The sequence below is a fragment of the Acinetobacter sp. WC-323 genome (genome assembly GCF_000314615.1).
In the GTDB taxonomy this organism is placed as follows: Bacteria; Pseudomonadota; Gammaproteobacteria; order Pseudomonadales; family Moraxellaceae; genus Acinetobacter; species Acinetobacter courvalinii.
The window spans coordinates 103,965-127,235 of record NZ_AMZS01000032.1; the positions used below are offsets into that span (position 1 = coordinate 103,965).

At 44.5% G+C, this 23,271-nt stretch carries 24 protein-coding genes and 1 tRNA gene; 17 read left to right on the forward strand and 8 right to left on the reverse strand.

Going from position 1 to position 23,271, the window contains the following annotated elements; translation table 11 throughout:
- Nucleotides 1–105: 105 nt before the first annotated feature.
- The gene (locus ACINWC323_RS13515; protein ID WP_009510308.1) at nt 106–837 is read left to right on the forward strand and encodes a hypothetical protein; all 732 of its coding nucleotides are present in this window, start codon (nt 106–108) and stop codon (nt 835–837) included.
- Between the two features lie 37 nt (nt 838–874).
- Here the strand turns inward: ACINWC323_RS13515 and tenA are convergent, their stop codons facing one another.
- Complete coding sequence (tenA, locus tag ACINWC323_RS13510) at nt 875–1,555, reverse strand: thiaminase II (protein WP_009510209.1); 681 nt, start codon at nt 1,553–1,555, stop codon at nt 875–877.
- A 172-nt stretch (nt 1,556–1,727) separates the two neighbouring features.
- On the opposite strand from tenA, the gene ACINWC323_RS13505 reads away from it, so the two are divergent.
- From ACINWC323_RS13505 to ACINWC323_RS13485, 4 genes are all read left to right on the forward strand, one after another.
- Nucleotides 1,728–2,810 carry a DUF475 domain-containing protein gene (locus tag ACINWC323_RS13505; RefSeq protein ID WP_005227830.1) on the forward strand — a complete coding sequence of 361 codons (1,083 nt, stop codon included), beginning with the start codon at nt 1,728–1,730 and terminating at the stop codon, nt 2,808–2,810.
- Nucleotides 2,811–2,967: 157 nt separating this feature from the next.
- Nucleotides 2,968–4,329 (forward strand): MFS transporter, encoded by a 1,362-nt coding sequence (locus ACINWC323_RS13500; RefSeq protein ID WP_009510287.1) that lies wholly within the window; start codon nt 2,968–2,970, stop codon nt 4,327–4,329.
- Nucleotides 4,330–4,380: 51 nt separating this feature from the next.
- Nucleotides 4,381–4,956 (forward strand): single-stranded DNA-binding protein, encoded by a 576-nt coding sequence (gene ssb / locus ACINWC323_RS13495; RefSeq protein WP_009510314.1) that lies wholly within the window; start codon nt 4,381–4,383, stop codon nt 4,954–4,956.
- A 427-nt stretch (nt 4,957–5,383) separates the two neighbouring features.
- Complete coding sequence (locus ACINWC323_RS13485; protein WP_009510317.1) at nt 5,384–6,817, forward strand: amino acid permease; 1,434 nt, start codon at nt 5,384–5,386, stop codon at nt 6,815–6,817.
- Nucleotides 6,818–6,886: 69 nt separating this feature from the next.
- Here the strand turns inward: ACINWC323_RS13485 and pdxR are convergent, their stop codons facing one another.
- Nucleotides 6,887–8,386 carry a MocR-like pyridoxine biosynthesis transcription factor PdxR gene (pdxR, locus tag ACINWC323_RS13480; RefSeq protein ID WP_009510320.1) on the reverse strand — a complete coding sequence of 500 codons (1,500 nt, stop codon included), beginning with the start codon at nt 8,384–8,386 and terminating at the stop codon, nt 6,887–6,889.
- 154 nt (nt 8,387–8,540) lie between these two features.
- Here pdxR and gabT point away from each other — a divergent pair, with 154 nt between their 5' ends.
- Nucleotides 8,541–9,833 carry a 4-aminobutyrate--2-oxoglutarate transaminase gene (gabT, locus tag ACINWC323_RS13475; RefSeq protein WP_009510100.1) on the forward strand — a complete coding sequence of 431 codons (1,293 nt, stop codon included), beginning with the start codon at nt 8,541–8,543 and terminating at the stop codon, nt 9,831–9,833.
- Complete coding sequence (locus ACINWC323_RS13470) at nt 9,830–11,278, forward strand: NAD-dependent succinate-semialdehyde dehydrogenase (protein ID WP_005282516.1); 1,449 nt, start codon at nt 9,830–9,832, stop codon at nt 11,276–11,278. Before gabT ends, ACINWC323_RS13470 begins: the two co-directional genes overlap by 4 nt.
- A 109-nt stretch (nt 11,279–11,387) precedes the next feature.
- Here the strand turns inward: ACINWC323_RS13470 and ACINWC323_RS13465 are convergent, their stop codons facing one another.
- Nucleotides 11,388–12,065, reverse strand: coding sequence for a hydrolase (locus ACINWC323_RS13465; RefSeq protein ID WP_005282519.1), 678 nt, complete (start codon nt 12,063–12,065; stop codon nt 11,388–11,390).
- Nucleotides 12,066–12,201: 136 nt separating this feature from the next.
- Here ACINWC323_RS13465 and ACINWC323_RS13460 point away from each other — a divergent pair, with 136 nt between their 5' ends.
- A complete protein-coding gene (locus ACINWC323_RS13460; RefSeq protein ID WP_009510311.1) occupies nt 12,202–13,122 on the forward strand; it encodes a LysR substrate-binding domain-containing protein in 921 nt (306 codons plus the stop codon).
- 8 nt (nt 13,123–13,130) lie between these two features.
- Here the strand turns inward: ACINWC323_RS13460 and ACINWC323_RS13455 are convergent, their stop codons facing one another.
- A complete protein-coding gene (locus ACINWC323_RS13455) occupies nt 13,131–14,057 on the reverse strand; it encodes a LysR substrate-binding domain-containing protein (protein WP_009510121.1) in 927 nt (308 codons plus the stop codon).
- 69 nt (nt 14,058–14,126) lie between these two features.
- Nucleotides 14,127–14,753 (reverse strand): isochorismate family cysteine hydrolase YcaC, encoded by a 627-nt coding sequence (ycaC, locus tag ACINWC323_RS13450; protein ID WP_004657244.1) that lies wholly within the window; start codon nt 14,751–14,753, stop codon nt 14,127–14,129.
- 286 nt (nt 14,754–15,039) lie between these two features.
- Between ycaC and ACINWC323_RS13445 the strand changes: the two genes are divergently transcribed.
- From ACINWC323_RS13445 to ACINWC323_RS13430, 4 genes are all read left to right on the forward strand, one after another.
- Nucleotides 15,040–15,906 carry a pirin family protein gene (locus ACINWC323_RS13445; RefSeq protein WP_005282529.1) on the forward strand — a complete coding sequence of 289 codons (867 nt, stop codon included), beginning with the start codon at nt 15,040–15,042 and terminating at the stop codon, nt 15,904–15,906.
- Nucleotides 15,907–16,337: 431 nt separating this feature from the next.
- Nucleotides 16,338–17,636 carry an FAD-dependent oxidoreductase gene (locus ACINWC323_RS13440; protein WP_005282532.1) on the forward strand — a complete coding sequence of 433 codons (1,299 nt, stop codon included), beginning with the start codon at nt 16,338–16,340 and terminating at the stop codon, nt 17,634–17,636.
- Nucleotide 17,637: 1 nt separating this feature from the next.
- Nucleotides 17,638–18,465, forward strand: coding sequence for an SAM-dependent methyltransferase (locus ACINWC323_RS13435; RefSeq protein ID WP_009510208.1), 828 nt, complete (start codon nt 17,638–17,640; stop codon nt 18,463–18,465).
- Between the two features lie 7 nt (nt 18,466–18,472).
- Nucleotides 18,473–18,895 (forward strand): GFA family protein, encoded by a 423-nt coding sequence (locus ACINWC323_RS13430; protein WP_009510146.1) that lies wholly within the window; start codon nt 18,473–18,475, stop codon nt 18,893–18,895.
- 9 nt (nt 18,896–18,904) lie between these two features.
- On the opposite strand, the gene ACINWC323_RS13425 is transcribed toward ACINWC323_RS13430, so the two are convergent.
- Nucleotides 18,905–18,980: transfer RNA gene (locus ACINWC323_RS13425), tRNA-Thr, on the reverse strand.
- 100 nt (nt 18,981–19,080) lie between these two features.
- The gene (locus ACINWC323_RS13420; RefSeq protein WP_009510305.1) at nt 19,081–19,407 is read right to left on the reverse strand and encodes a gamma-glutamylcyclotransferase family protein; all 327 of its coding nucleotides are present in this window, start codon (nt 19,405–19,407) and stop codon (nt 19,081–19,083) included.
- Nucleotides 19,408–19,540: 133 nt separating this feature from the next.
- Here ACINWC323_RS13420 and ACINWC323_RS20300 point away from each other — a divergent pair, with 133 nt between their 5' ends.
- From ACINWC323_RS20300 to ACINWC323_RS13410, 5 genes are all read left to right on the forward strand, one after another.
- Entirely contained in the window at nt 19,541–19,690 is a 150-nt protein-coding gene (locus ACINWC323_RS20300; RefSeq protein WP_212749671.1) for a hypothetical protein, read from the forward strand.
- 24 nt (nt 19,691–19,714) lie between these two features.
- Nucleotides 19,715–20,113, forward strand: coding sequence for a hypothetical protein (locus ACINWC323_RS0118860; protein ID WP_212749672.1), 399 nt, complete (start codon nt 19,715–19,717; stop codon nt 20,111–20,113).
- Between the two features lie 584 nt (nt 20,114–20,697).
- Complete coding sequence (locus ACINWC323_RS20020) at nt 20,698–20,862, forward strand: hypothetical protein (protein ID WP_009510285.1); 165 nt, start codon at nt 20,698–20,700, stop codon at nt 20,860–20,862.
- Between the two features lie 63 nt (nt 20,863–20,925).
- Nucleotides 20,926–21,249 (forward strand): helix-turn-helix domain-containing protein, encoded by a 324-nt coding sequence (locus ACINWC323_RS13415; protein WP_009510187.1) that lies wholly within the window; start codon nt 20,926–20,928, stop codon nt 21,247–21,249.
- Entirely contained in the window at nt 21,227–22,120 is an 894-nt protein-coding gene (locus ACINWC323_RS13410; protein ID WP_009510207.1) for a reverse transcriptase family protein, read from the forward strand. The genes ACINWC323_RS13415 and ACINWC323_RS13410 overlap by 23 nt, the downstream gene beginning before the upstream one ends.
- A gap of 80 nt (nt 22,121–22,200) precedes the next feature.
- On the opposite strand, the gene ACINWC323_RS13405 is transcribed toward ACINWC323_RS13410, so the two are convergent.
- Nucleotides 22,201–23,271 carry a hypothetical protein gene (locus tag ACINWC323_RS13405; protein ID WP_009510312.1) on the reverse strand — a complete coding sequence of 357 codons (1,071 nt, stop codon included), beginning with the start codon at nt 23,269–23,271 and terminating at the stop codon, nt 22,201–22,203.

Consider the following 23,271-nt stretch of genomic DNA (forward strand, 5'->3'; position numbering starts at 1 on the left):
AGCTGTCATTTTTGGTCATCCTGCCTGAAGAAAATCAGGAATTATCTTCTGGACTATCAAATAAATAAATTAAAATGAATAACATAGAACACATGAGCAATAATAATGTTAAAAAAACTGATGGTACTGGGGTGGGGCATGTGTCTGAGTTTAAGTCTCATGGCACAGGAAACAAAAATCATTGGGTTTGATCAGGTCTTTAATTTAAATCACGATGAGGCCTATGAGTTTGAGCTGAAAAACCTGAATCCGGGCGCACAGCTCTGGACTGCCTTTTATCTGGTCGGTGTACCCAAATCTGCCTCGAATAATAGCCAGGCCGATTTCGTGGTTAAGGGTGAAGGCGTGATTAATAAGGCGCATCCTGCCAATCCGACAGAGCGGGTGAATCTGGTCGCAAATCATTTGCCGGTCCGCCAGAACTATTCCTTTCATGAATTTGAAGATCTGGTGGATGAGATTGAGGAGCAAACCGGGAAAAAGATACAAGACCCGGTCTTGGGCACAACCGATAATGTTCGTGTATATGGCCAGATTATGGACTGGATTCCGGAATATAACTCCAGCACACCTGCCAAAATCAGTTTTGGGATAACCAACCCACAGGACCTCGAAATTAAAGCAGCCTATGTGGTGATTGGCGAGGCAGAAAAAACACCGCAATTACTGGCGCTGGACATCCATCCGCTGGATACCCAACAGCTTGAGCCATCCTTGCAGGAACAAAGTCATCGTCAGCAATTCAGTATTGCCCGATTTGAAGCCAAATTCCTGATTTTCCTGACCTTGCTGGGGGCTGCCATTTTTCTGAACTGGGGCAAATGGCGCAGAAACTAGCTTTGCTCATAAAAGAAGGAGGCGTATGCCTCCTTGGTTATGGTTTTATCTGATCCAGACCTAACCACTGACGTTGCTGATAAGCACTGTCCCAGAATAACCACTCCAGTTTTGCCCCCATGGTATAGGCGGCATGCATTTTGGCTAGGGTATCCGCATCACAGCGAGCAGCGACTTTATCTATGGTCGCAATCACATTCCGTACGGCCGTATTAAATTCCTCGCCCGCATAGGTATCGATCCAGGCCTGATAAGGATTATTGTCAACAGACTGGCTGATAATGTCTTTGCCCACTTCGGCATAAATCCAGAAACATGGCAGTAGTGCCGCCAGAATGACAGGATAGCTTTCAGACCACGCCGTTGCCGTCAGGAAAGACGTGTAATGATGGCAGGCCAGAGTCAGAGGTGTGCTTTCAAACTCGGCCTTGCTGACATCAAATTCCTGCATAAAATCATGATGCAAACTGCGTTCTACAATAATGGCGATTTTTGCGGCTTCTGAAAACTGAATCACATCATCGGCATCATAGGCTTTTGCCGCAGCCACAGCCAATGCCCGACCATAGGCCAGTAAGTAATGCGCATCTTGAATCACATAATGACAAAATACCTTGCGATCTAATGTCCCTGCTGCAAGTTCCTGATTAAAAGGCAAGGCTAATATTTTTTGATATAAGTCTTGATTGCGTTGCCATACATCTTGAGAAAACGTCATGGATTGAACCTATTAAAAAACATGCTAAATAATGCTGTCAGCACTATAACAGAGTCTGCCAGAGATAAAATTTTCTTCAAAATAAGTGCAACAATCTTTTGTCTATTTCATCGCAAACTCGCCTACAATAGACACATTTTTATCACCCGACTATTTGAATAAAAGGCTGCTCATGAAGCATTTTCGTTTCTCAATTTTCTTTACGGTGGTGTGTCTTGCACTATCGGCCTACTGGGGCTATACGCACGGGCCTGAAGCAGGTGTAACTACCATGCTGAAAGCCCTGACCATTACTGCGATTCTGGCGGTGATGGAAGTCTCTTTATCGTTTGATAATGCAGTTGTAAATGCCTCGGTACTACGTGGTTGGGATCATTTCTGGAAGATGATTTTCTTAACCGTAGGGATTCTGATTGCCGTATTCGGTATGCGTTTGATTTTCCCTGTAGTGATCGTGGCCGTGACAGCAGATATGGGCATGATTGAAGTGGCAAAACTGGCCCTGAATGACCCAAAAACCTATTCCGAACGTTTAATGGCACATCATGCTGAAATTTCAGCCTTTGGTGGTACCTTCCTATTGATGGTGTTCTTGAATTTCTTCTTTGACGATGGCAAAGAAACCCATTGGTTTAAATGGTTAGAAGCCAAACTGGCGCATTTGGCCAGCGTACCTGCGATGTCGGTTTTCCTTGCCCTGATCGCCATGATCATCATGGCAGCTAACGTGGAAGAATCGGTGCGCCTGGCGGTCACCATGGCGGGAATCTGGGGGATTGTGGTGTACATCGGTGTTCAGGTGTTGAGTCATTTATTGGGTGGCGAACCTGAAATTGATGATGAGGGGAATGCTGTCACCCATGATTCAAATGGTGCTGCTGCGGGTGTGGTCAAAGCCGGTTTTGGTGGTTTCCTTTACCTTGAAGTGCTGGATGCCTCATTCAGTTTTGATGGTGTGATTGGTGCCTTTGCGATTACCAGCGATGTGGTGGTCATCATGCTCGGTCTGGCGATCGGTGCGATCTTTGTCCGTTCGATGACTATTTATCTGGTCGAGAAAGGTACTCTGGATGCTTATATCTTTCTGGAGCATGGCGCACATTATGCGATTGGTGCCTTGGCCTTTATCATGATTGCCAGCGGTACCGGCTTACATGTACCTGAAGTGGTGACTGGCCTGATCGGGGTGGCCTTTATTGTTTGGGCGGTGATTGCTTCGATTCAGTACAGCAAGCGGGAACAACAGGCTTCTTAAGCTTGTTTTCAGCTTGAACAGCTATGTTAAATAAAGGAGCGATATTCGCTCCTTTATTTTTCCCTGAAGAAAGATTGTGATTTTCATGATCTAACTTACAACCTTTGCAGGCGAATGGCTTATAATTCGCTGAGCCCGTTATAGTGTCTTATCAACAATGAATGCTTTAGAACGCCGTTCAACCTTTGCCTTAAGTAGCATTTTTGCCTTACGCATGTTGGGCTTGTTCATGATTATTCCTGTCTTTTCAGTGGCAGGACAATCCTATCAATACGCCACGCCAGCCCTGATTGGTCTTGCGGTCGGGGTATATGGCTTAACCCAGGCAATTTTACAGATTCCATTTAGTTTGCTGGCAGACCGTTTTAGCCGTAAACCGCTGGTGGTGCTTGGACTGTTGCTGTTTGCAATCGGTGGGGCAATTGCGGGTTTGTCGGACACCATTTATGGCGTGATTATCGGTCGTGCCATTGCCGGTGCCGGTGCCGTTTCAGCGGTGGTGATGGCATTACTGGCGGATGTGACCCGAGAGGAACAACGCACCAAAGCCATGGCTGCGATGGGCATGAGTATTGGCCTGTCTTTTGTGGTGGCGTTTAGTTTGGGGCCGTGGCTGACCAGTCTGGTCGGTATTTCGGGGCTGTTCTTTGTGACCACGATTATGGGGCTGGCGGCCATTTTAATGTTGCTGTTGGTGCCTAAAGTCACCCGTCATCATCGAAACTACCAGCAGGGCTATCTGAATCAGCTCAAACAAGTCATCCAGATGGGTGAATTGAACCGCTTGCACGTCTCGGTGTTTGCGTTGCATCTGTTGCTGACCGCCATGTTTATCTATGTGCCTTCACAGTTGATTGAATACGCACAAATTCCATTGGCGAAGCACGGATTCGTCTATTTGCCGCTCTTAGTGATCAGTCTGTTCTTTGCGTTTCCAAGCATTATCATTGCGGAAAAATATCGCAAGATGCGCGGCATTTTTCTCACTGCGATTGCGGGGATTATTGGCGGCCTGTTGATTCTGATTTTTGGCTATGAATCAAAATACGTGTTACTGGCCGGCTTAGGCCTGTTCTTTATTGCATTTAACGTGATGGAAGCCTTATTGCCGTCCTGGTTGTCCAAGGCTGCGCCGATCCAGTCGAAAGCGACTGCGATGGGGGTCAATGCCAGCAGCCAGTTCCTCGGCGCTTTCTTTGGCGGTACCTTGGGCGGGCAACTTTTGATGATGCAGAATACTGCGCTCGGGTGGAGTGTGCTGACCGGGATTGCTATAATATGGCTGCTGATTAGTTTTGGGTTGGCACAGCCAAGATATCTGTCCTCAATTGTATTGCCTTTACCTCAGGCGATACAAACAGACGAATGGACTTCAAAACTTTTGGCAATTCGTGGTATTGAAGAAGTCGTGGTGATGCCTGAGCAACAAGTTGCTTATATTAAAGTCGATAAACAGTGCATTGATGATGCTGGACGACAAGATTTAACGCACTTGATTGGCAAAGAGGTAGCCATTTGATCATAACTCTTATAAAGTGAAACATATAAATATATAGGATGAAGACAGCTAATGCGTGGTGTGAATAAAGTTATTTTAGTAGGTACTTTAGGACGAGATCCAGAAACAAAAACCTTCCCGAATGGCGGGTCGCTTACTCAGTTCTCGATTGCAACGAGTGAGTCGTGGATGGACAAGAGTACAGGTGAACGTAAAGAGCAAACGGAATGGCATCGTATTGTATTGCATAACCGTTTAGGTGAAATTGCTCAGCAATATCTGCGTAAAGGTTCTAAAGTCTATATCGAGGGTTCATTACGTACCCGTCAATGGACCGACCAGAATGGTCAGGAACGTTATAGCACAGAAATCCGTGGCGACCAGATGCAAATGCTGGATACGCGTCAGCAAGGCGAGCAAAGCGGCGGCGATTTCAATCAACCACGCTTTAACAACAATAATAATAATCAAGGCGGTGGCTACCAGAACACGGGTTATAACAATAACAACCAGAATGGTGGATTTAACGGCGGTAACCAAGGTAATTATGCGGGCAGCCCTCAAGCAGGTAATGGTTTTAATACACCAAAAGCAGCACCGCAACCTGCTGCAGCACCTGCGGATCTAGACGACGACTTACCGTTCTAAGCCCAAAGCAGATGTTCAAAAGCGAGGATAACTTCGGTTATACCTCGCTTTTTTATTGCCTCATTCCCTGCATCACTTATCCGTAAAATCCTCTTGCTAGCTCATATCTTGGAAAAAATTCAGTGCTTTATTGCTAAAAAATAAAACAAGAATGCCCTTAAAAACATACTTTAAAAAAAGTCCCGCTTGTGATGAGAAATCCTGCAATTGGCCCTCGGTTTTATTCTCAAAATGGCTCTCGTTTCTTGGCTGTCGAAGCGACACATTAAATCTATTGGACGTATGCATACGGAAGCGTCGGTTTAGTCATAGAAAGATCCAGGCATGGATGATGAACAAAACGACTAAATTTTTTGAGGGTATTTTCTATTTCAGAATGCACTATTCTGGGACCGGAAGATGCGCCTGAAGTGAAGGAAGAACAATAATGACAGCACACCCTGATCGTTCCGAAGCCAAACAAGCCCACGGCTTACAAAGTGGATTAAAGTCGCGCCATCTCACCATGATCTCGATTGCCGGAGTGATTGGCGGTGCATTATTTGTCGGTTCTGGTAACGTCATTTACGCCGCAGGTCCCGCGGTTATCCTGGCTTATGCCTTAGGCGGATTACTGGTGCTGTTCATCATGCGCATGCTCGGTGAAATGGCAGTGATGAATCCGGATAGCGGTTCATTTTCGACCTATGCTGATCGTGCCATTGGACGTTGGGCCGGGTTCTCAATTGGCTGGCTGTACTGGTGTTTCTGGACCCTGTTGATGGGATGGGAGGCCTATGTCGCCGGTAAGATTCTGCATAGCTGGTTTCCGTTTATGCCAATCTGGGGCTATATGCTACTGGTGATTGTGTCCTTGGTCTGGGTCAATCTAAAAGACGTCAAAAGCTATGGTGAATTTGAGTTCTGGTTTGCCCTGATCAAAGTGGTGGCGATTATTATCTTTTTGGTGATTGGCAGTTTAGCCATTTTTCATCTGTGGCCGTGGGGCGATCTGGCTCAAGCAGGTTCAACCGGATTATTCCAACAAGAATTTATGCCGCATGGGATTGCACCAGTAATTACTGCGTTATTGGGAGTGATGTTTGCCTATGTCGGTGCTGAAATTGTCACGGTGGCGGCTGCGGAATCCAAAAGCCCGGAAAAAGAGATCCGCAAAGCATCTAATTCGGTGGTCTGGCGGATTTTATTGTTCTATGTCGGCTCCATGTTAATCACGGTCTGTTTGATCCCGCATGACAATCCTTTATTAAAAGATCCGACCTGGGGCACGTATAGCGTTACCCTGACGGCACTGGGGATTCCTGAAGCACGGCATATTGTCAATTTTGTGGTACTCACCTCGGTATGTAGCTGTTTTAACTCGGCACTATACACCTGTTCGCGCATGCTATTTTCGCTCTCCAAGCGTGGCGATGCACCTAAATGTCTGGCGCTGACCAACCGTCAGGGCAGTCCATGGATCGGGGTGGTGTTTTCCAGTCTGTTTGCTGTTGTCGCCGTGTATTTAACCGCAACTGAAAGCATGAATGTCTATGATGTGCTGATGATGGCCACAGGTACGGTGGCTTTATATGTGTATCTGGCGATTGCCTGTTCCCAGTTACGGATGCGTAAAAAGTATGAGCGTGAAGGCAAGCAGATCGATTTTAAAATATGGCTGTTCCCCTGGATTACCTATGCCGTGATTTTTATCATTATTGGATCACTACTGGTGATGGTGATTGAAGGGACTTATTTTAAAGAGGTGATCTACACTTCCTTGCTGGCCTTGTCGATTGTAATGATTGGGGTGCTGGTGCAGAAACTGAATAAGGCTAAAGTCAGCAACAATGCCCTGATCCAGAAAAAACAATCGATCTAAACATGCATGAATCATCGTTTAAATCCAGAGAGAATCCCGGGACCGGGATTCTATATTTTTCATTTGTGCTTAAGGCAGGGTTGCAACCCCTGCTTCACGTAGGCATTGCAATAACACACCAAAGGCCATGACCATATCTTTTTCGTTGACACAGGCAAAGCCCAGCAACAGTCCGCGCTGGGCGTGTGCATGAGAGTGCATATAATATTGTGACAGGGCACGCACCTTGACACCACGTTCCAGCGCCGTGGCAGCAATGGCGACATCGTCACAGTGGGCAGGCAGTTTAAGTACCAGATGTAAGCCTGCTGCTTCATCATATTCATGCAAAAATGCTGCTCCCAGATAGCGATTAATCAGGCTGACCAGATAATCGCGTCGTTTGCCATAGAGCAAACGCATACGACGGATATGTGCTTCATAATGGCCTTCACGGATAAATTCGGCCAAGGCTTTTTGTTCCAGCAGATGTCCACCCCGGTATAACTCAGCTGCCACAATCCGTAAAGGCGAAAATAGCGGCTTCGGCACTACCACATAACCAATCCGTAATGAGGGATAAATGGTTTTGCTAAAGGTGCCCATATAAATCACCGGCGCATCATTTTCCAGACCTTGCAGGGAAGGATAAGGCTGGCCAGAGAAACGGAATTCACTGTCATAGTCATCCTCCACAATCCAGCTGTGATGTTGACGCGCGATCTGGGTCAACTGTTTTCTTCGGTCCAGACTTAAATGCGAACCGAGTGGATATTGATGTGAGGGGGTCACAAAAATCAGTTTAGGCGGTTCGGCTGGCTGTTCTTCGGGAATAATCCCTTCGGCATCAACCTGCATGGCCTGAATATCCAGCCCGTTGATCCTTAAGGTATTGCGCATGCCCCAATAGGCCGGGTCTTCAATCCAGACACGATCGCCAATATCACTGAGCGCCCGTGAAACCAGATCAATGGCCTGATGGATGCCTTCGGTAATAATGATCTGGTCTGCATCGCACTGCACGGAACGGGCAACACGGAGATAGTCGGCCAAGGCGCTGCGCAGTTCAATACAGCCACCGGCGCTGCTATAAATCAGCCGGTTAATATCGGGTTCACGGCTGAGACGGGCCTGGATACGGCTGAAAATATGATGCGGAAACTCGGTGACATCAGGAGCACCCGGGACAAACGCTCCCCATTGATGTGGAGAAGCCGCAGCATAGCCCAATAAGCTTGAGCCGCGTTGTGACAGTACAACGGAGGTTTCTTGCTGGGCAACAGGCGCTTGTTTTTTATTGATCTTGGTATTTAAAAAGGCTTCAGGAAGCTGTTCTGCCACCCAGGTTCCATGTCCGGTACGTGCCTCCAGATAGCCTTCTGCCTGAAGTTGTTCATAGGCTGAAAGCACCGTATTACGGGACACATGAATTTCACTGGCTAAGTCACGTGAAGCAGGCAAGCGGGTTTTCGGCTGAATGACGCCTTCGATAATGGCCCCGCGTAAACAGCGAAATAGGCGTTGATGTAGTTTTCCTTCCATGTCCTGTTGGAGACGTTGTAATAAATGGTCTCCAAGTAAACTACGCAATTGGCTCTCTCCTTCAATTTAAAAGTGGCTCTCGTCACTGGCCTTCATACGCGCGAAATTACAGCTATAGACAGTCATTGTAAAACATCCTGGAAAAAATCGAGCTGGATGTCGGGCAACGCTGTAATAGATGATGAAAATATGAGGGAATTAAATGAACGCTCAACATTCTGCACTTAACACACGTAAACAGCAAGCCACTCCACGTGGTGTGGGCGTAATGTGCCAGTGGTATGCGGCAAAAGCGGAAAATGCCACAATCTGGGACAAGGATGGCAATGCTTTCATCGATTTTGCAGGTGGCATTGCAGTGCTTAATACCGGTCATCGTCATCCCAAAGTGATTGCTGCGGTGACTGAGCAACTGACAAAGTTTACCCACACGGCTTATCAGGTCACGCCTTACGAAAGTTATGTGGCGCTGGCAGAGCGGATTAATGAACGTGCTCCAATTGCCGGTGCTGCCAAGTCTGCTTTTTTTACCACGGGTGCAGAAGCAGTTGAAAATGCGGTGAAGATTGCCCGTTGTTATACTGGCCGTCATGGCATTATTACCTTTGGTAACGGATTCCATGGCCGCTCTTTCATGACCATGGCCATGACCGGTAAAACAGCGCCGTACAAACGTGATTTTGGGGTGATGCCAGCAGGGGTGTTCCATGCCCGTTATCCTGTGCCAGCCAAAGGCATCAGCGTCGATGCAGCTATTGCCAGTGTTGAAGATATTTTCAGTGAAGACATTGCCCCGCATGACGTGGCAGCGATTGTACTGGAGCCGGTGCAAGGTGAAGGCGGTTTCAATGTGGTACCTGCCGAGTTCTTAAAGCGTTTACGTGCCTTATGTGACAAGCATGGTATTTTGCTGGTGGCCGATGAAGTCCAAACCGGTTTTGCACGTACAGGTAAACTGTTTGCCATGAACCATTACGAGACCCAAGCCGATCTGATCACCATGGCAAAAAGCCTGGGTGGCGGTTTCCCGATTTCAGGTGTAGTGGGACGTGCCGACGTCATGGATGCACCAAACCCGGGTGGTCTGGGCGGAACCTATGCAGGCAACCCGATTGCGGTTGCGGCAGCCCATGCGGTGATTGATGCGATCGAACAAGAGCAACTGTGCGAACGTGCCAATGAACTGGGGGCCGAGCTGGTCGCTGTACTTAAACAGATCCAGCAGGCATCGGGTGAGGTGGTGACCGATATTCGTGCACTCGGATCGATGGTGGCGGTTGAACTGGAAACGGCTGAGCAAGCAAAAGCTGTACAAAATTATGCAATGGAAAACGGTTTGTTACTCCTGACTTGCGGTAAATACGGTAACGTTATTCGTTTCTTATACCCATTAACTATTCCTGCTGCACAATTCCGTCAAGGTTTGGAGATCTTGAAACAGGGTTTTGTCGCATTGAATCCACAGCGCATAACAGCAATGGAGCAACCTGCATGATTCAAAACAATTTGCAGTATCTGTTAAAACATCCCGATATTGCATTTAATCAGCCTGCATCCAGTGATTATATTGAAGTCAACGATGCAGCAACTGGCGATACATTGGCTTGGGTCAAAAGCTATGACCGAGCGGCCGTTGATGCGGCGATCCAGCGTTCTGCCCAGGCGCAGGCAGCCTGGAAAAAGCAAACTGCACTGGCACGTGCCGATGTATTGCTGAGCTGGTACAACCTGATGCTCGAGCACAAGGAAAATCTGGCACAGATTCTTACTGCCGAACAGGGCAAACCGCTGGCGGAAGCCCGTGGTGAAATTGCCTATGCCGCTTCTTTTATTCGCTGGTTTGCAGAGCAGGCACGCCGTATTGATGGTGAAGTGTTAACCTCAACCCAGCCGAACCAGCGCTTGCTGGTGATTAAACAGGCCATTGGGGTAACGGCGGCCATCACACCGTGGAATTTCCCTGCGGCAATGATCACCCGTAAGGCTGCGCCTGCAATTGCGGCGGGTTGTAGCATGTTGGTTAAACCCGCAGAGCAAACCCCATTAACCGCTTATGCCCTCGAAGTCTTGGCCTTACAGGCCGGCTTGCCCGCCGATATTTTAATCAATATCAGTGGGGATGCGATTGAAGTCGGCAAGACCTTATGCGAAAGCGATATTGTGCGTAAGCTCAGTTTTACCGGTTCAACCCAGGTCGGTCGTATCTTGATGCAGCAATGCGCACCAACCATTAAAAAGCTTTCGCTGGAGCTGGGGGGGAATGCACCGGTACTGGTATTTGATGATGCCAATCTTGAGCAGGCCGTGCAGGGCATTATGGCCAGCAAATACCGCAATAGCGGTCAGACCTGCGTATGTGCCAATCGTATCTATGTACAAGATGGCATTTACGATGCTTTGGCAGATCGTCTGGTGGAAGCGGTGTCTAAGTTGAAAGTGGGCGATGGCCGTCAGGAAGGTTCAACTCAGGGACCGTTGATTGATGAAGATGCGATTGCCAAAGTTCAGTCGCATATTACTGATGCAACTGGCAAAGGTGCGACGCTACGCATTGGTGGACAACGTTCGGCTTTGGGTGGAACATTCTTTGAACCGACCGTGTTGACGGGCGTTACCCAAGACATGAAGGTGTCCAAAGAAGAAACCTTTGGGCCACTGGCTGCTTTATTCCGTTTTAAAACCGAAGACGAAGCGGTGGCAATGGCGAACGATACCGAGTTCGGCCTGGCGGCGTATTTATTTACCCAGAGTACAGCCCGTCAATGGCGAGTCGGTGAAGCACTGGAATACGGCATGGTCGGCATCAACACCGGTGCGATTTCCAATGAAGTTGCGCCATTTGGTGGTGTGAAACAGTCGGGCTTAGGTCGCGAAGGTTCAAAATTCGGTATCGAGGAATATACCGAAATGAAGTATCTGTGTGTGGATTTATCTGAATAAGACATAAAAAACGTTTTATGTCTTAGTTTAGCGATGTGCTACACAGCACAAGTTTGATAAAAAGCCAGTCATGCCCATTCATGACTGGCTTTTTTCATTCTGACTGGGCTTAGCGGGCCGAGTCCAGTATTTCATTATTCTGAACCACAGCCTGAGCTTTGCTGTAGCTTTCGATCAGTAACTGGTAGGCAGGGAAAATCTGGGTATAGACCTGTGCCCATTCCAGTGCGTCATCACGGTTCCAGGTACGCTGGATTTCAGAGGCCACCGCTGCGGTATCCATTGGCACCACACCTGCCTGTACCACACGGGCCAAGGTAATTTCTTCTGCCATTTTGCTATAGGTGCCTGAAGCATCAATCACGGCGAACACTTTATAACCTTCGGCAACTGCACTGATCGCAGGGAAAGCCATACACACGCTGGTAATGGTTCCCGCAATAATTAAGGTATTGCGACCGGTTGCTTTGACTGCATTGACAAAGTCCGGATTGTGCCAGGCGTTGATTTCACCTTTACGGGCGATATATTGCGCATGCGGTGCATTGGCATGAATCTCGGGAATCAGCGGCCCATTCGGACCTTGTGGTACGGAAGCGGTGGTGATCACCGGAATCTTGGCCAGACTGGCAATCTTGGCCAAAGCTGCGGCACGTTGGCGTAACTCGGGCATGGGCATATCACCGACGGTCTGGAATAAGCCGCTTTGGTGGTCGATCAATAGCATTACGGCATCATTGACATCAATCACGGGTGCCTGACCATTGAAATTTGCTGGTGTTGTCATTGTTGTATCCTCATCTTGTCTTAGGGGGTATAATTAATAATATAGACAGGACGATGACTGAAAAATATCTATAATAGGATATATTGTCATGTCAAAAGAACAATGCTGCTGAGTACTGACAGGTTGAGCAAATAAGATGAAAGATTTAAATGACTTATATTTCTTTGTCAAAGTGATCGATTGTGGTGGCTTTTCTGCCGCCAGTCAGGAACTGATGGTCACCAAGTCCTTATTGAGTCGCCGTATTGCCGATCTGGAAGAACGTCTCGGGGTCAAGCTGATCAACCGGACCACCCGACAGGTCTCGATTACCGAAGTGGGTAAAATCTATTATCAGCATTGCAAGGCCATGTTGATTGAAGCCGAGGCAGCCGAGGAGGCCATCGAGTTTTTAACCGCTGCACCACGCGGCCTGATCAAACTGTCTTGCCCGACCAATTTATTGCATATCAATATTAGCCAGATGCTGAATGAGTTTTTGCAGCTATATCCCAAGATCAGCCTGCATGTAGAAGCCACCAACCGCCGGGTTGACTTAATCAATGAACGTTTTGATCTGGCGATACGGATTCGGACTTTGCCTTTGCCAGACAGCGATTTAATTGTGCGGGAACTGGCGCTGGCACGGCAGTTTATTGTCGCGAGTCCAGACCTGTTACATCAGTTTTATTCGATTACTGAACCGCAGCAGTTAACACAATTTCCGGTGTTGATGATGGAGTCTTTTGCACCTGAATATCATTGGCAATTATTTTCGCAGGATGAGCAGGAACTGAAAGTGCAGTGCCATCCACGACTGACCACTACCGATTTAACAGCATTAAGAGAAGCTACTCTACAAGGACTGGGTATCGCTAAATTACCGGAACTGATGGTGGCTGAAGATATCAAAAAGGGGCGCCTGATTCATGTCTTGCCTGAATGGCAGCCCAAGCCTGAGCTGATCCATCTGGTGTATACCTCCAGACGCGGCTTGTTGCCCTCGATGAAATTATTGATCGATTTTCTGGTCAAAAAGTTTGACGAACTGAAACAGCACAACTCGGTGTTGTATTAATCAGAGTCCTATAACGAATAGCCGCTGTCAGTTTTTGCCAATTCACGCAGGCCCTGCAACAGGGTCTCAATCAGTTTTTCCACCACCAGACGTTGGCCTTTACGGGAGGCATACACCAGTTGCACCGTACCGCGATTAGATTTCCATTCGGGCAGTAAATGAATCAGTTTGCCTTTTTCAATATCGGCTTGCACGGTCAGATAGGGTAAGTCTGCGATGCCCAGCCCATCACGCACCGCATAATACACGCCTGCCAGATCATTACTTTTGACCCGTGGCTGATACGGCACATCCACCGTTTCATCCCGCTCTATATGACATAAGTGCCAGTAATACTGATGTTTTTGTATGCCCAGCGCCACGCTCGGATAGTGCTGCAAGTCTGAATAATGCTGAATGGTCTGGCCTTGCAGTAATTCGGGGGCCGCCACCAGACAATGTTCGGTGCGGATCACGTCACGGACAATCAGGCTGGAATCCTGATTCGGTTCAAAACTGGTACGGATCGCGATATCAATATCATCATGCAGCACATCGACACGACGGCTGGTCAGTTCCAGAGAGATGTCAACTTTGGGATAGTTTTTTAAGAACTGATTCAGTAATTTACGAATCTGGAAATGCATCATCAACGGTGGGCAACTGATCTTGACCGTACCTTGCGGTTCATTTTTCTGTTTCAGCAAGACATTTTCGGCACATTCCACTTGGGCAATGACCTTACAGCATTCTTCATAGAATTCCTGGCCTAAATCCGTGACTTTAAAATGCCGGGTGGTGCGCTGGATCAGGCTGACATTAAACTTCTGTTCCAGTTCAATGATGCGACGGCTCAGCTTGGATTTACTGATATTTTCAGCTTCGCTGGCCGCACTAAATCCGCCGTGTTTCACCACCAGATAGAAATAATGAAAGTCATCAAATGAGTTGATCAAGGCAAAGCAGATCCGGTAAATACGACAAGATCAGGATAGCATTAACTGTCCTGATCTTAATAGGGCGGCTTATTTTTCTGCGGTGTTGGTGAAATAACTGGTCATCAAATTGCGATAATCCGGAATGTGATTCGAGAATAAAGCTCCCAGACCTTCGATGTCATTGCGCCAGTCACGGTGCAGTTCACAGGCCATGCCAAACCAGGTCATCAGCTGTGCGCCGGCTTGTGACATACGGTCCCATGCCGCATCACGAGTGAGGGCATTAAAGGTACCCGAGGCATCGGTAATCACAAACACTTCAAAGTCTTCTGCCAAGGCAGACAGCGCAGGGAAAGCCACACAGACTTCCGTGACCACACCGGCAATAATCAATTGTTTTTTACCGGTGGCTTTGACTGCCTTGACGAAATCTTCATTGTCCCAGGCATTGATCTGGCCTGGACGGGCAATATAAGGCGCATCCGGGAACAGTTCTTTCAGTTCAGGCACCAGTGGACCATTCGGGCCATTTTCAAAGCTGGTGGTTAAAATCGTCGGTAAGTTGAAATATTTTGCCGCATCTGCCAAGGCCAGTACATTGTTTTTAAATTTGTCTGGATCAATATCCCGAACCAGTGAAAGTAGGCCAGCCTGGTGATCGACCAAAAGAACCGCTGCGTTGTCTTTGTCTAGGCGAATATAGTCTTTAGCCATTGTTTTATCCTCATGTTGTTGTAAAGAAGAAGACGGATAAGAATATGAAGGTCCGTACTGCTTGAAATTATGCTAGTTAAATTTTTAAGTCAGATGAAGCACAAAAAATGAGACAAACAATATCAAAAATAGGATGATTGATTATATTTAGCTTTCAATAAGCTTTGTAATTTTAAATTGTCCTATAGGTAGAATAATGTGTTGCCATTCTGAGGCTATAAGCCCCCCTGTTGCAGGCGTAAAATAGCATCCAACAGCAGAACTTCTACTCTATAGGAGAAACCAGATGAAGAAAATTCTTGGTGTGTATCAGAACAAACACATGCACTGGGTCGGTGATGGTTTCCCGGTGTATAACCTGTTTTCGTATGACCGTTTAGGCCAGAGCCTGAGTCCATTTTTGTTGCTGGACTACGCCGCGCCTTATCGTTTTGATCCAACTACAGCGCAACATGGAGTCGGTTCACACCCGCATCGTGGCTTTGAAACGGTCACCATTGCTTACCAAGGTGAAGTGACCCATAAAGACTCCAGTGGTGGTGGCGGAACCATTAAAGCGGGGGATGTGCAATGGATGACGGCTGGTGGCGGGATTCTGCATCAGGAATTTCATTCGCCTGAATTTGCCCACGAGGGTGGCCTGTTTGAAATGGTGCAACTGTGGGTCAATTTGCCCGCACATTCCAAAATGACGCCAGCAAAATATCAGGCCATTGAAGCCGACCAGATTCAGCACATTGCCCTGGATGATGCAGGCAGTGAAATGCGCATTATTGCAGGTCAATATCAGGACGTGGATGGCGCCGCGACCACCTTTAGTCCGGTCAATGTCTGGGATGGCACGATTGTACAGGGTCAGCAACACAGCTTTTATGTGACCGAAGGCCATACCACCTTATTGGTATTGCTGTCTGGAAAAGTGAGCTTAAATGACGACCAAAGCATTGAAGCGCCGAGCCTGGTGGTACTGAGCCGTGAAGATATCGAGTTTAGCCTCAAGGCCGAACAGGACAGTAAATTCCTGATCCTGACCGGTCAGCCACTCAATGAGCCGATTGAAGGGTATGGTCCGTTTGTCATGAACAGCAAAGCGGAAATCGTTGAAGCTGTACGTGATTTCAATAGCGGTAAATTTGGTCATATGGAGGCTTGATTGCACAGTTAAATCCAGCCTATGTAAGAAAGCCCGTCACACCTTGAAGTGTGACGGGCTTTCGCTATAAGGGTCCTCTATTGATTTTTTTAATTTATTGTCACTTATAATTATTCAGCTTATTATGTGACTTTGTTCTCGTTCTTATATCAAAAGAATAGCGCTAAATTTGTGCTTTGCAAAGCCCCTAAAGCCCTGAAAATGAAAAAATAAAGAATGTTCTGTATAGTTTTGTGGTCTAAAAGGTAATTTTTTGAATGGTTTCATTGGCTTAAGTGCAGAATCAGAATTGTGATAAAATGTAACAATAAATGAACAATGAAATTCAACAAAACACGGCCTGAAATGCTGAATCTGGTATTTTTTAATACCGTATTTGGCCCGAGTATCAGTCATAATCAAGAAAAATCATCAACTGATGGGACATAATTTTGGATATTGCAATTATTGGCAGTGGAATGGCAGGACTTGCCTCAGCCAGAATCCTACATGATGCAGGACATAAAGTAACGATATTCGAAGCGCTCGCAGGTCGAGGCATGGATAGTCATAGTATTGACTTTGATGGTGGCATTATTGATGCACCTTTGCGTGTCATGAATCCAAAGCTGTGGCAGAACACCCTGAGTCTGGCCAGCTACTTAGGTATTGAAACTTTCCCGGTACGCACTTTTATGGCGTGCAGCTGGTTATTTGAAGATAAAACAGAGACCTGGCTCACCACCTCACGCAGCCGCATTGGTAACTTCCCGATTATTAATAACCGTAAAGGCATCCAGCAATATGGCTGGCGTCTGGTCAAGGGTATGTTGCAGCTGAAAACGGCAGTACACCAATTCTTTAAGTCAGACAAGCAGGACATTACCTTAGCCGAATTTATGAATCAATATCATATTGAGGAAGTGTTCTGGCATGGTACGGTGATGCCAGTGCTGTATACCATTTGCACCTGTCATCCCAAAACCATTGGTGAATGGCCAGCCAAACCTTTATTGGAATTTATTCGCCAGTTGACTGAAGGTGAAGCCTTATTGCGGATGAAAGGCGGTACGCCCGCGTTGGTCAGCCGCCTGATTGATGGCATTGAGATCCATAGCGGCTCACCGGTGAAGACGGTGGAAGAGCAGGGCGATAAAGTACTGGTGGAAAATGACCAGGGCGAGCGCCAGCTGTTTGACCGTGTGGTCATTGCCACGCCAACCCCCGCGATTGAAGGCTTCCTGAAACAGCCGCAGTTTGCTGAAGATATTGCCTTGCTGAAAAAATTCCGTTTTGAAGAAGGTGATCTGGTCATTCATACCGACCCGATTGTGATGCCGCAACGCCGTAAAGACTGGGCGGTACTCAGCTATATGATGGACCGTAAATTTACCCGTCAGCAATTTACCGTGTGGATTAACTCGATTGAACCGACGCTGGTGGGTAAAAATGCCGTGTTCCAGACCTGGTGTCCGGTGATTGACATTGATCCGAAGAAAATCATTTCCAAGGTCAAACTGACCCGTGCGGTAGTGGACTCGGAAACGGTCGCGCTGAATAAACAGATCCAGCAGCGGCATTTAGACCAGAACCGTAAAGTGTTTTATTGTGGTTCGTGGTCATGTGATGGTTTGCCAATTTTAGAATCGGCGGTGACCTCAGCCATGCACATTTCTGAAATTTTAGGTGCGCCGTTACCTTTTGTTGGGCTAAAACCAAAAGTGAAGGTTGCACCCGAACTCGGTTATTAATATGCGCTCCTTCAAGCAGGCACTGATTGAAAAAGTCATCGGGCATAAATATGCCATTGATGCCCGGCATCTCGGAGATGACGCAGCGCTTGCCTGGAGCAATTTAGGCTTTTGGCAGGACCAGCATCATAACTATGCGCTGGCTTGCCAAAGTCTGGCCGATCAGATCGCTGCCTCCCTGCAACTCAAATCAACAGATCGGGTTCTGGATCTGGGCTGTGGACAAGGGGCCAGCCTGTTGCACTGGGTACAGCAGTACCAGGTTCAGCAACTCAGTGCAGTTGAACTGCAGCCTGCCTGTGTACAACGAATTCAAAAATACTTACCGCAAGTGCAAATTTATTGTGCAAATTTTTTGAATTTAAAAGCACTGCCTCTTTTGAATTCATTTGATGCGGTGCTGTGTATCGATGCGGCTTATCACAGTGATTTGAATTCATTTCTCGATGCCGTGTCCCCTGTTTTAAATTCAAAAGGCCGAATCGCTTTTCATACGCTGATGTGGTCAGAAAACTGGACAAACTGTGGATATCTTCAACAGCAGCAATATCGCTATCTGTTAAAAAGTGCCGATGTGTATTGGCAGCAGCTGCTGGATCAGCAGCAGCTTGAGCGGACCTTGGCGCAGCAGGGTTTTGGCGAAATTCAGATTCAGGATTTTTCCGAACCGGTGTTAAAAGGTTTTGCTCAATATATTGAGTCGCGAAAAGCTGAAAAGCATGGTTTTGATTTTGCCCAGTTCAAAATCGAGATGACTGCCAAGTTGTGCCGAAAACTCTATCAGGATGGATTAGTACGTTATATTCAGGTCAGTGCAGTAAAACAGTGAGAACAAGATGCCAAATCAATATAAAGGTTCATGCCTGTGTGGGGCAGTGAGCTATCAGGCGGAAGTCGCGCCACGTTATCGTTTTAATTGTCATTGTCGTGACTGTCAGAAGGCTACGGGTAGTGCCTATGCGCCGATTGCATTCTTTCATCAATCTGAACTGAAGATCGAAGGCGAACTGAAATATTTTGAATCTCTGGGATTGTCTGGCAAGCCGATCCGCCGTGCCTTTTGCCCAACTTGTGGTTCACAAATGTTTGGTTTGCCTGAGCTGGTACCGGAGATGATTTCAATTCGTGCAGGAACGCTGGATGATCCAAATCTGTATCAACCACAAGCAGAATGTTTTGTGAGTCATGCCAATGAATGGGATCTGTTAAATCCGCATATTTCGCATTTTGAGAAAATGATGGGCAAGAAAAGAGAATAAAGCGAGAAATGGTGCCGGCACACGGATTCGAACTGTGGACCTACTGATTACAAGTCAGTTGCTCTACCAACTGAGCTATGCCGGCAACGTGGCGAGAATTCTACAGAATCTGTTTAAAAAAACAAGCGAAAAAATAAGCAAACGGATGAATTTAGTGGGCCTATGGAATTTTCGCCAGTTCCATTTTAATGATTCAGCGCATAAACAAAGGAATCAATGATTTCGCCTGTGTTTAAATGGGCTTTGACAGGCACACGTTGATAGCCTGCACCTTCGAATTCGTCCAATTGTTGCCAGTGTTGTTCCAGGTTGTCTGAGAAAAATACAAAGCCAGAGACTTGATTTTCGCTTTGGTCTAAAACAATGCCCGGAAAGCCAAGTTCTGCTCCCCAGCCTTGTTGTTTGAGGGTACCAAATACATGTGCTTCTACCCATGTACCACCAATATTTTCCATGATATGGGCATTGGGACGGTTAGGCCCTAGAGTGCCGTAAACAAATAAACTGAGCATAGTGAAAGCTAGGGAGGTAAAAGAGGTAGAGTAATTAAAATTATAAAATTTTTAATAAATAGTAGTAAAAATAAAATGTTATTTAAAATTTAGTAGTTTATAGTATTTAAAAATACTATAGGACAGAATTTTAATGGCTATGAGTTATATTAGTGAGCATACTGCAGAATATTACTTAGTTCCAGATTTAATAAATATTTTAAAAGAAAAATATAATTTTGTTTCTCCAGTATTTCCATGGGTTACTAGAGAATTAAGCAGTCTTTCAAAGAAAATTCATTAAAATGATAAATTCCATCTTTTAATTATGTTTCCTCGTCGCCCGAAAGTATTAAATAGTCCTGATACTGATGTTTATATTACAATTAATCAGTATCTTTTTGATTTTAATAATGTAGCAAAATCTAATCAAGTACCTGTAATAGTTGGGTGGCCTTTAGCAAAAAATATTTGGGAACTGCCTAGTTGCCATTCAAAATGGGTTAATATCGGAGAGGTTTATAATGATCGTTATCTCTATTCGACACAAATGCTAGAGCAGCAAAGCCTAGTTTTAGATAAAATAGATATACTGCATTTAGTTGAAAAGAGTTATATTTTTGATTTTCCATCCTTTAATAATTTAATAAAATTATTCAAAGAAATTCAGCCTCATAGCCCATATGGTGGTTTATATAAACCAGTTTACTTTTTAGTTAAAATATAAATTTTATTAATGGAATTCCACTTTAGCTATAACAAGAAGATTTCATGCAAACACATGATCATAAATTCTGGCGAGAGAGGGAGTTTAATATGTTATTTAAGTGTATGATAGATATTAAATAAGTATTTTAATTTTATTAAAAATCCCCCAATCATCCCCCATTTCTTGAAGGATGCTTTTATCAGAGAAATATATTTAATAAAGGCTTAGAAAAATAATTGTTCGCTATTTGCGAATTTTTCTTGAGATTCTTATTAAATTCCCTATAATTGATTCATCGTTTTGATGACCAGATTTCCGTCTGGTTGATACTATAAATTTTTATAGCCTTAAATTTATGAAAATACAGTATCACCTTTTTGAGTTGTAGCAATGCGACTCGTGGAAGATTTCTTCTAACCCATGCCCGTACAGTTTCTAAATTTTATATTTTAAATATAATTTTTATAGATACTTAAATTAGGCTTAGTCGCCCCTTGCTGACGGCAGCAAGGGGCAGACTTTAGAGATAACTTGCTGATACGGTTCTTTATTACAGACGGAGCCTAACATCCCGTTAGGTGTAATTAAGAAAGGTACCATATATGGATAAATCAAACGAAAATCAGCAAGCACTTGAACAAAGAGATATTCGACAGAATGTAGTTAAAAAGAAGAGAAGTTTTCTTATTACCTTATTTCTGAAAGGTATTTCTTTTATTGCGAATATTGAAAGAGTCTTGAGCTTTTGGGAGAGATTTGATCAATAGATGTAATATCCTATTTGGAGTTCAAGTGAACTCTAAAAGTAACTCATATTAGGATGTTACATTATGATACATAGAACATTAAAAGCAATTCGTAAATTTCATGGTATTTCACAAGCAGAATTAGCGTCTGAATTGAATATATCTAAATCCTATTTATGTGAAATTGAAGCTGGTAAAAAGACAGTTTCATATAATTTTTTAGAAGATTTCGCTAAATATTTTGAAATTCCTACGTCATCACTAGTCTATCTTTCAGAAAATATTGAAAATCCAGAAAAAATATCTAAAAAGTTTAAATTATTTGCTACCTCTAAACTTGTAAGTATTTTAGAATGGGTTGGTGATAAGAAACTGAAAGAAACTAATGAAGCAAAAATGCAATGTTAATTATGATATTTCTCAATCTATTTTATATAAATTGCATTCGAAAAGAAAATTATCGGATATTTTAGGTATCCCTCTTAACTCGTTTAAAGTTTTAAAGAATGATTCATATTATTCTTGCTTTGATTTAGAGCAAAAAAATAAGATTAGATCTATACAGCAACCAATAGATCAGTTGTTTATAGTCCATCAAAGAATTGCTTCATTGTTGGGTAGAATTCATCATCCCGATTATTTACATTCAGGTCGGAAAAAGCATTCGATAATTACCAATGCTTCACAACATCTTTTTTCTGATAAAAGAACATTAACTATTGATATTGAGAGCTTCTTTACCTCTACGACTCGAGATAAAGTATTTCAATTTTTCATGAGAGAGTTAAAACAATCTCCCGATGTAGCTGATACTTTAAGTCATTTACTTACTTTTAACGATCATGTGCCAACGGGAAGTCCTGCTAGTATGAGCATAGCTTTTTGGGCTAATAAAAGGCTTTTTGATGAGTTGTCAAGATTTTCTAAAAATAGAGATACAATTATGACGGTTTATGTAGATGATCTTACATTTACTGGTTGTGGGGTGAATTCAAATTTTTTAACGAATGCTAAAAAAATTATAGAAAAATATAATCTAAAAGTAAAAGAGAATAAGATTTTTCTTTATAAAGAAAATCAAGCTAAATTCATTACAGGAACAGTTGTGTTAAATAATAAATTAGATGCGGAATTTAAGCAGCTTAAAGAGCTGAGAATTGTTGAAAAACTTTTCTACAATGATCCAGAAAATGAAGTCTATAGAAATTCTTATAATGGGCGTCTTGCTTTTTTATCTCAAATAAAGCCTAATTTGAGAGTTAAAATGGACTTTAAATAATTAGCTAAACGCTAGTTACATATTAATTTAATAGAAAACAGCATAAGTTATCTTATGCTGTTTCGTTCAAAATAGCTTAGTTATCGCTCATAATCCGCTTTACCACGTTCAATTTTCAAACTTGGAGCGTTATCCCTAAGCCTAAACCAGTGGTCAGGAACAACCAGTTGAGCTTTGAGTATATTTAGGCGATTACCTACATGAATTTGATTTAAGTCATAGTAATTTTGTTCCTGCTCTTGATAGAGCGGAGCAATACCAGAATTCATGGTGTGGATTTTACCTAAGGCAATATGATCTCGATTGAGATTAATAAAATAAGGGGCGAGTGTTTGGTAAAGTGGCGTACTATCAAACGGACATAGGTCTGAATATTCTTTTTTTACAAAGAATATGAGTCTAATCGATTGGGTCTGCTCTATGTCGATCTCTTCTCTGGATAGAATACCAAGGACATTATTTTGACGGCGTTTACGCCAAACGGCTTGAATGATCTCTGTACATTGCTCTTGTACGATTTCATAAGCTGATTTATCTCGAAAATCAGGATCACCAAAAGCAGGCTCAAGTCCATTAAGAAGTTTACGCTGTACAACGAGTGAATGAACTTCAAAACGATTTGTTTCACCATAGATGAATTCTAAGAAACGATCGTATGAACCCGTAAAGTATCCGTATTTACTACTCCAGGATCTGCATTGAGTTGTGATTGCTCTAGTTTGGATTTTGACTTTAAAATCAGCAAAACACATCTCACAGGCTTGTTCTACATGTTGATATGCTCCGAGAGGAATATTGCAAATACCATGTGTTCGCATCAATTGACTGAGTAAGGCAATTTCAGGATGAAGTAAGGCATTTTGAAATCTACCCGTTGTATAAGGGTTACAGGTATTGTCTCCTACAATAGTTAGAACAAGATGTCCTAAGTTTGTGACATAAAGATTAGGGACAAATGGATTAGGGGAGGATGTAGGATTATGGGTGAAAATCCGAAAGCGTTTTCCCATTTTAATTTTGTGGATCAGCTCTGAGTATAAGGCTAATGAAACAGGGGCAGCATGCGTGTATCCTTGATAAGCATAGGCTCTCGTCACAATATTGAGATAATTAAGGGCTTCGGTTTTTTCCATAGCGCTGAATGTGGTCAT

Excerpts from the sequence above, each read along its gene's own strand:
- ACINWC323_RS13465 (WP_005282519.1), bottom strand. The coding sequence starts at position 12,065 with ATGACAACACCAGCAAATTTCAATGGTCAGGCACCCGTGATTGATGTC.
- ACINWC323_RS13505 (WP_005227830.1), top strand. The coding sequence starts at position 1,728 with ATGAAGCATTTTCGTTTCTCAATTTTCTTTACGGTGGTGTGTCTTGCA.
- ACINWC323_RS13485 (WP_009510317.1), top strand. The coding sequence starts at position 5,384 with ATGACAGCACACCCTGATCGTTCCGAAGCCAAACAAGCCCACGGCTTA.
- ACINWC323_RS13460 (WP_009510311.1), top strand. The coding sequence starts at position 12,202 with ATGAAAGATTTAAATGACTTATATTTCTTTGTCAAAGTGATCGATTGT.
- ACINWC323_RS13515 (WP_009510308.1), top strand. The coding sequence starts at position 106 with ATGTTAAAAAAACTGATGGTACTGGGGTGGGGCATGTGTCTGAGTTTA.
- ACINWC323_RS13500 (WP_009510287.1), top strand. The coding sequence starts at position 2,968 with ATGAATGCTTTAGAACGCCGTTCAACCTTTGCCTTAAGTAGCATTTTT.
- ACINWC323_RS20020 (WP_009510285.1), top strand. The coding sequence starts at position 20,698 with ATGGATAAATCAAACGAAAATCAGCAAGCACTTGAACAAAGAGATATT.
- ACINWC323_RS20300 (WP_212749671.1), top strand. The coding sequence starts at position 19,541 with ATGGCTATGAGTTATATTAGTGAGCATACTGCAGAATATTACTTAGTT.
- ACINWC323_RS13410 (WP_009510207.1), top strand. The coding sequence starts at position 21,227 with ATGAAGCAAAAATGCAATGTTAATTATGATATTTCTCAATCTATTTTA.
- gabT (WP_009510100.1), top strand. The coding sequence starts at position 8,541 with ATGAACGCTCAACATTCTGCACTTAACACACGTAAACAGCAAGCCACT.
- ycaC (WP_004657244.1), bottom strand. The coding sequence starts at position 14,753 with ATGGCTAAAGACTATATTCGCCTAGACAAAGACAACGCAGCGGTTCTT.
- ACINWC323_RS13435 (WP_009510208.1), top strand. The coding sequence starts at position 17,638 with ATGCGCTCCTTCAAGCAGGCACTGATTGAAAAAGTCATCGGGCATAAA.
- ACINWC323_RS13405 (WP_009510312.1), bottom strand. The coding sequence starts at position 23,271 with ATGACCACATTCAGCGCTATGGAAAAAACCGAAGCCCTTAATTATCTC.
- tenA (WP_009510209.1), bottom strand. The coding sequence starts at position 1,555 with ATGACGTTTTCTCAAGATGTATGGCAACGCAATCAAGACTTATATCAA.
- ssb (WP_009510314.1), top strand. The coding sequence starts at position 4,381 with ATGCGTGGTGTGAATAAAGTTATTTTAGTAGGTACTTTAGGACGAGAT.
- ACINWC323_RS13430 (WP_009510146.1), top strand. The coding sequence starts at position 18,473 with ATGCCAAATCAATATAAAGGTTCATGCCTGTGTGGGGCAGTGAGCTAT.
- ACINWC323_RS13420 (WP_009510305.1), bottom strand. The coding sequence starts at position 19,407 with ATGCTCAGTTTATTTGTTTACGGCACTCTAGGGCCTAACCGTCCCAAT.
- ACINWC323_RS13470 (WP_005282516.1), top strand. The coding sequence starts at position 9,830 with ATGATTCAAAACAATTTGCAGTATCTGTTAAAACATCCCGATATTGCA.
- ACINWC323_RS0118860 (WP_212749672.1), top strand. The coding sequence starts at position 19,715 with ATGTTTCCTCGTCGCCCGAAAGTATTAAATAGTCCTGATACTGATGTT.
- ACINWC323_RS13445 (WP_005282529.1), top strand. The coding sequence starts at position 15,040 with ATGAAGAAAATTCTTGGTGTGTATCAGAACAAACACATGCACTGGGTC.
- ACINWC323_RS13415 (WP_009510187.1), top strand. The coding sequence starts at position 20,926 with ATGATACATAGAACATTAAAAGCAATTCGTAAATTTCATGGTATTTCA.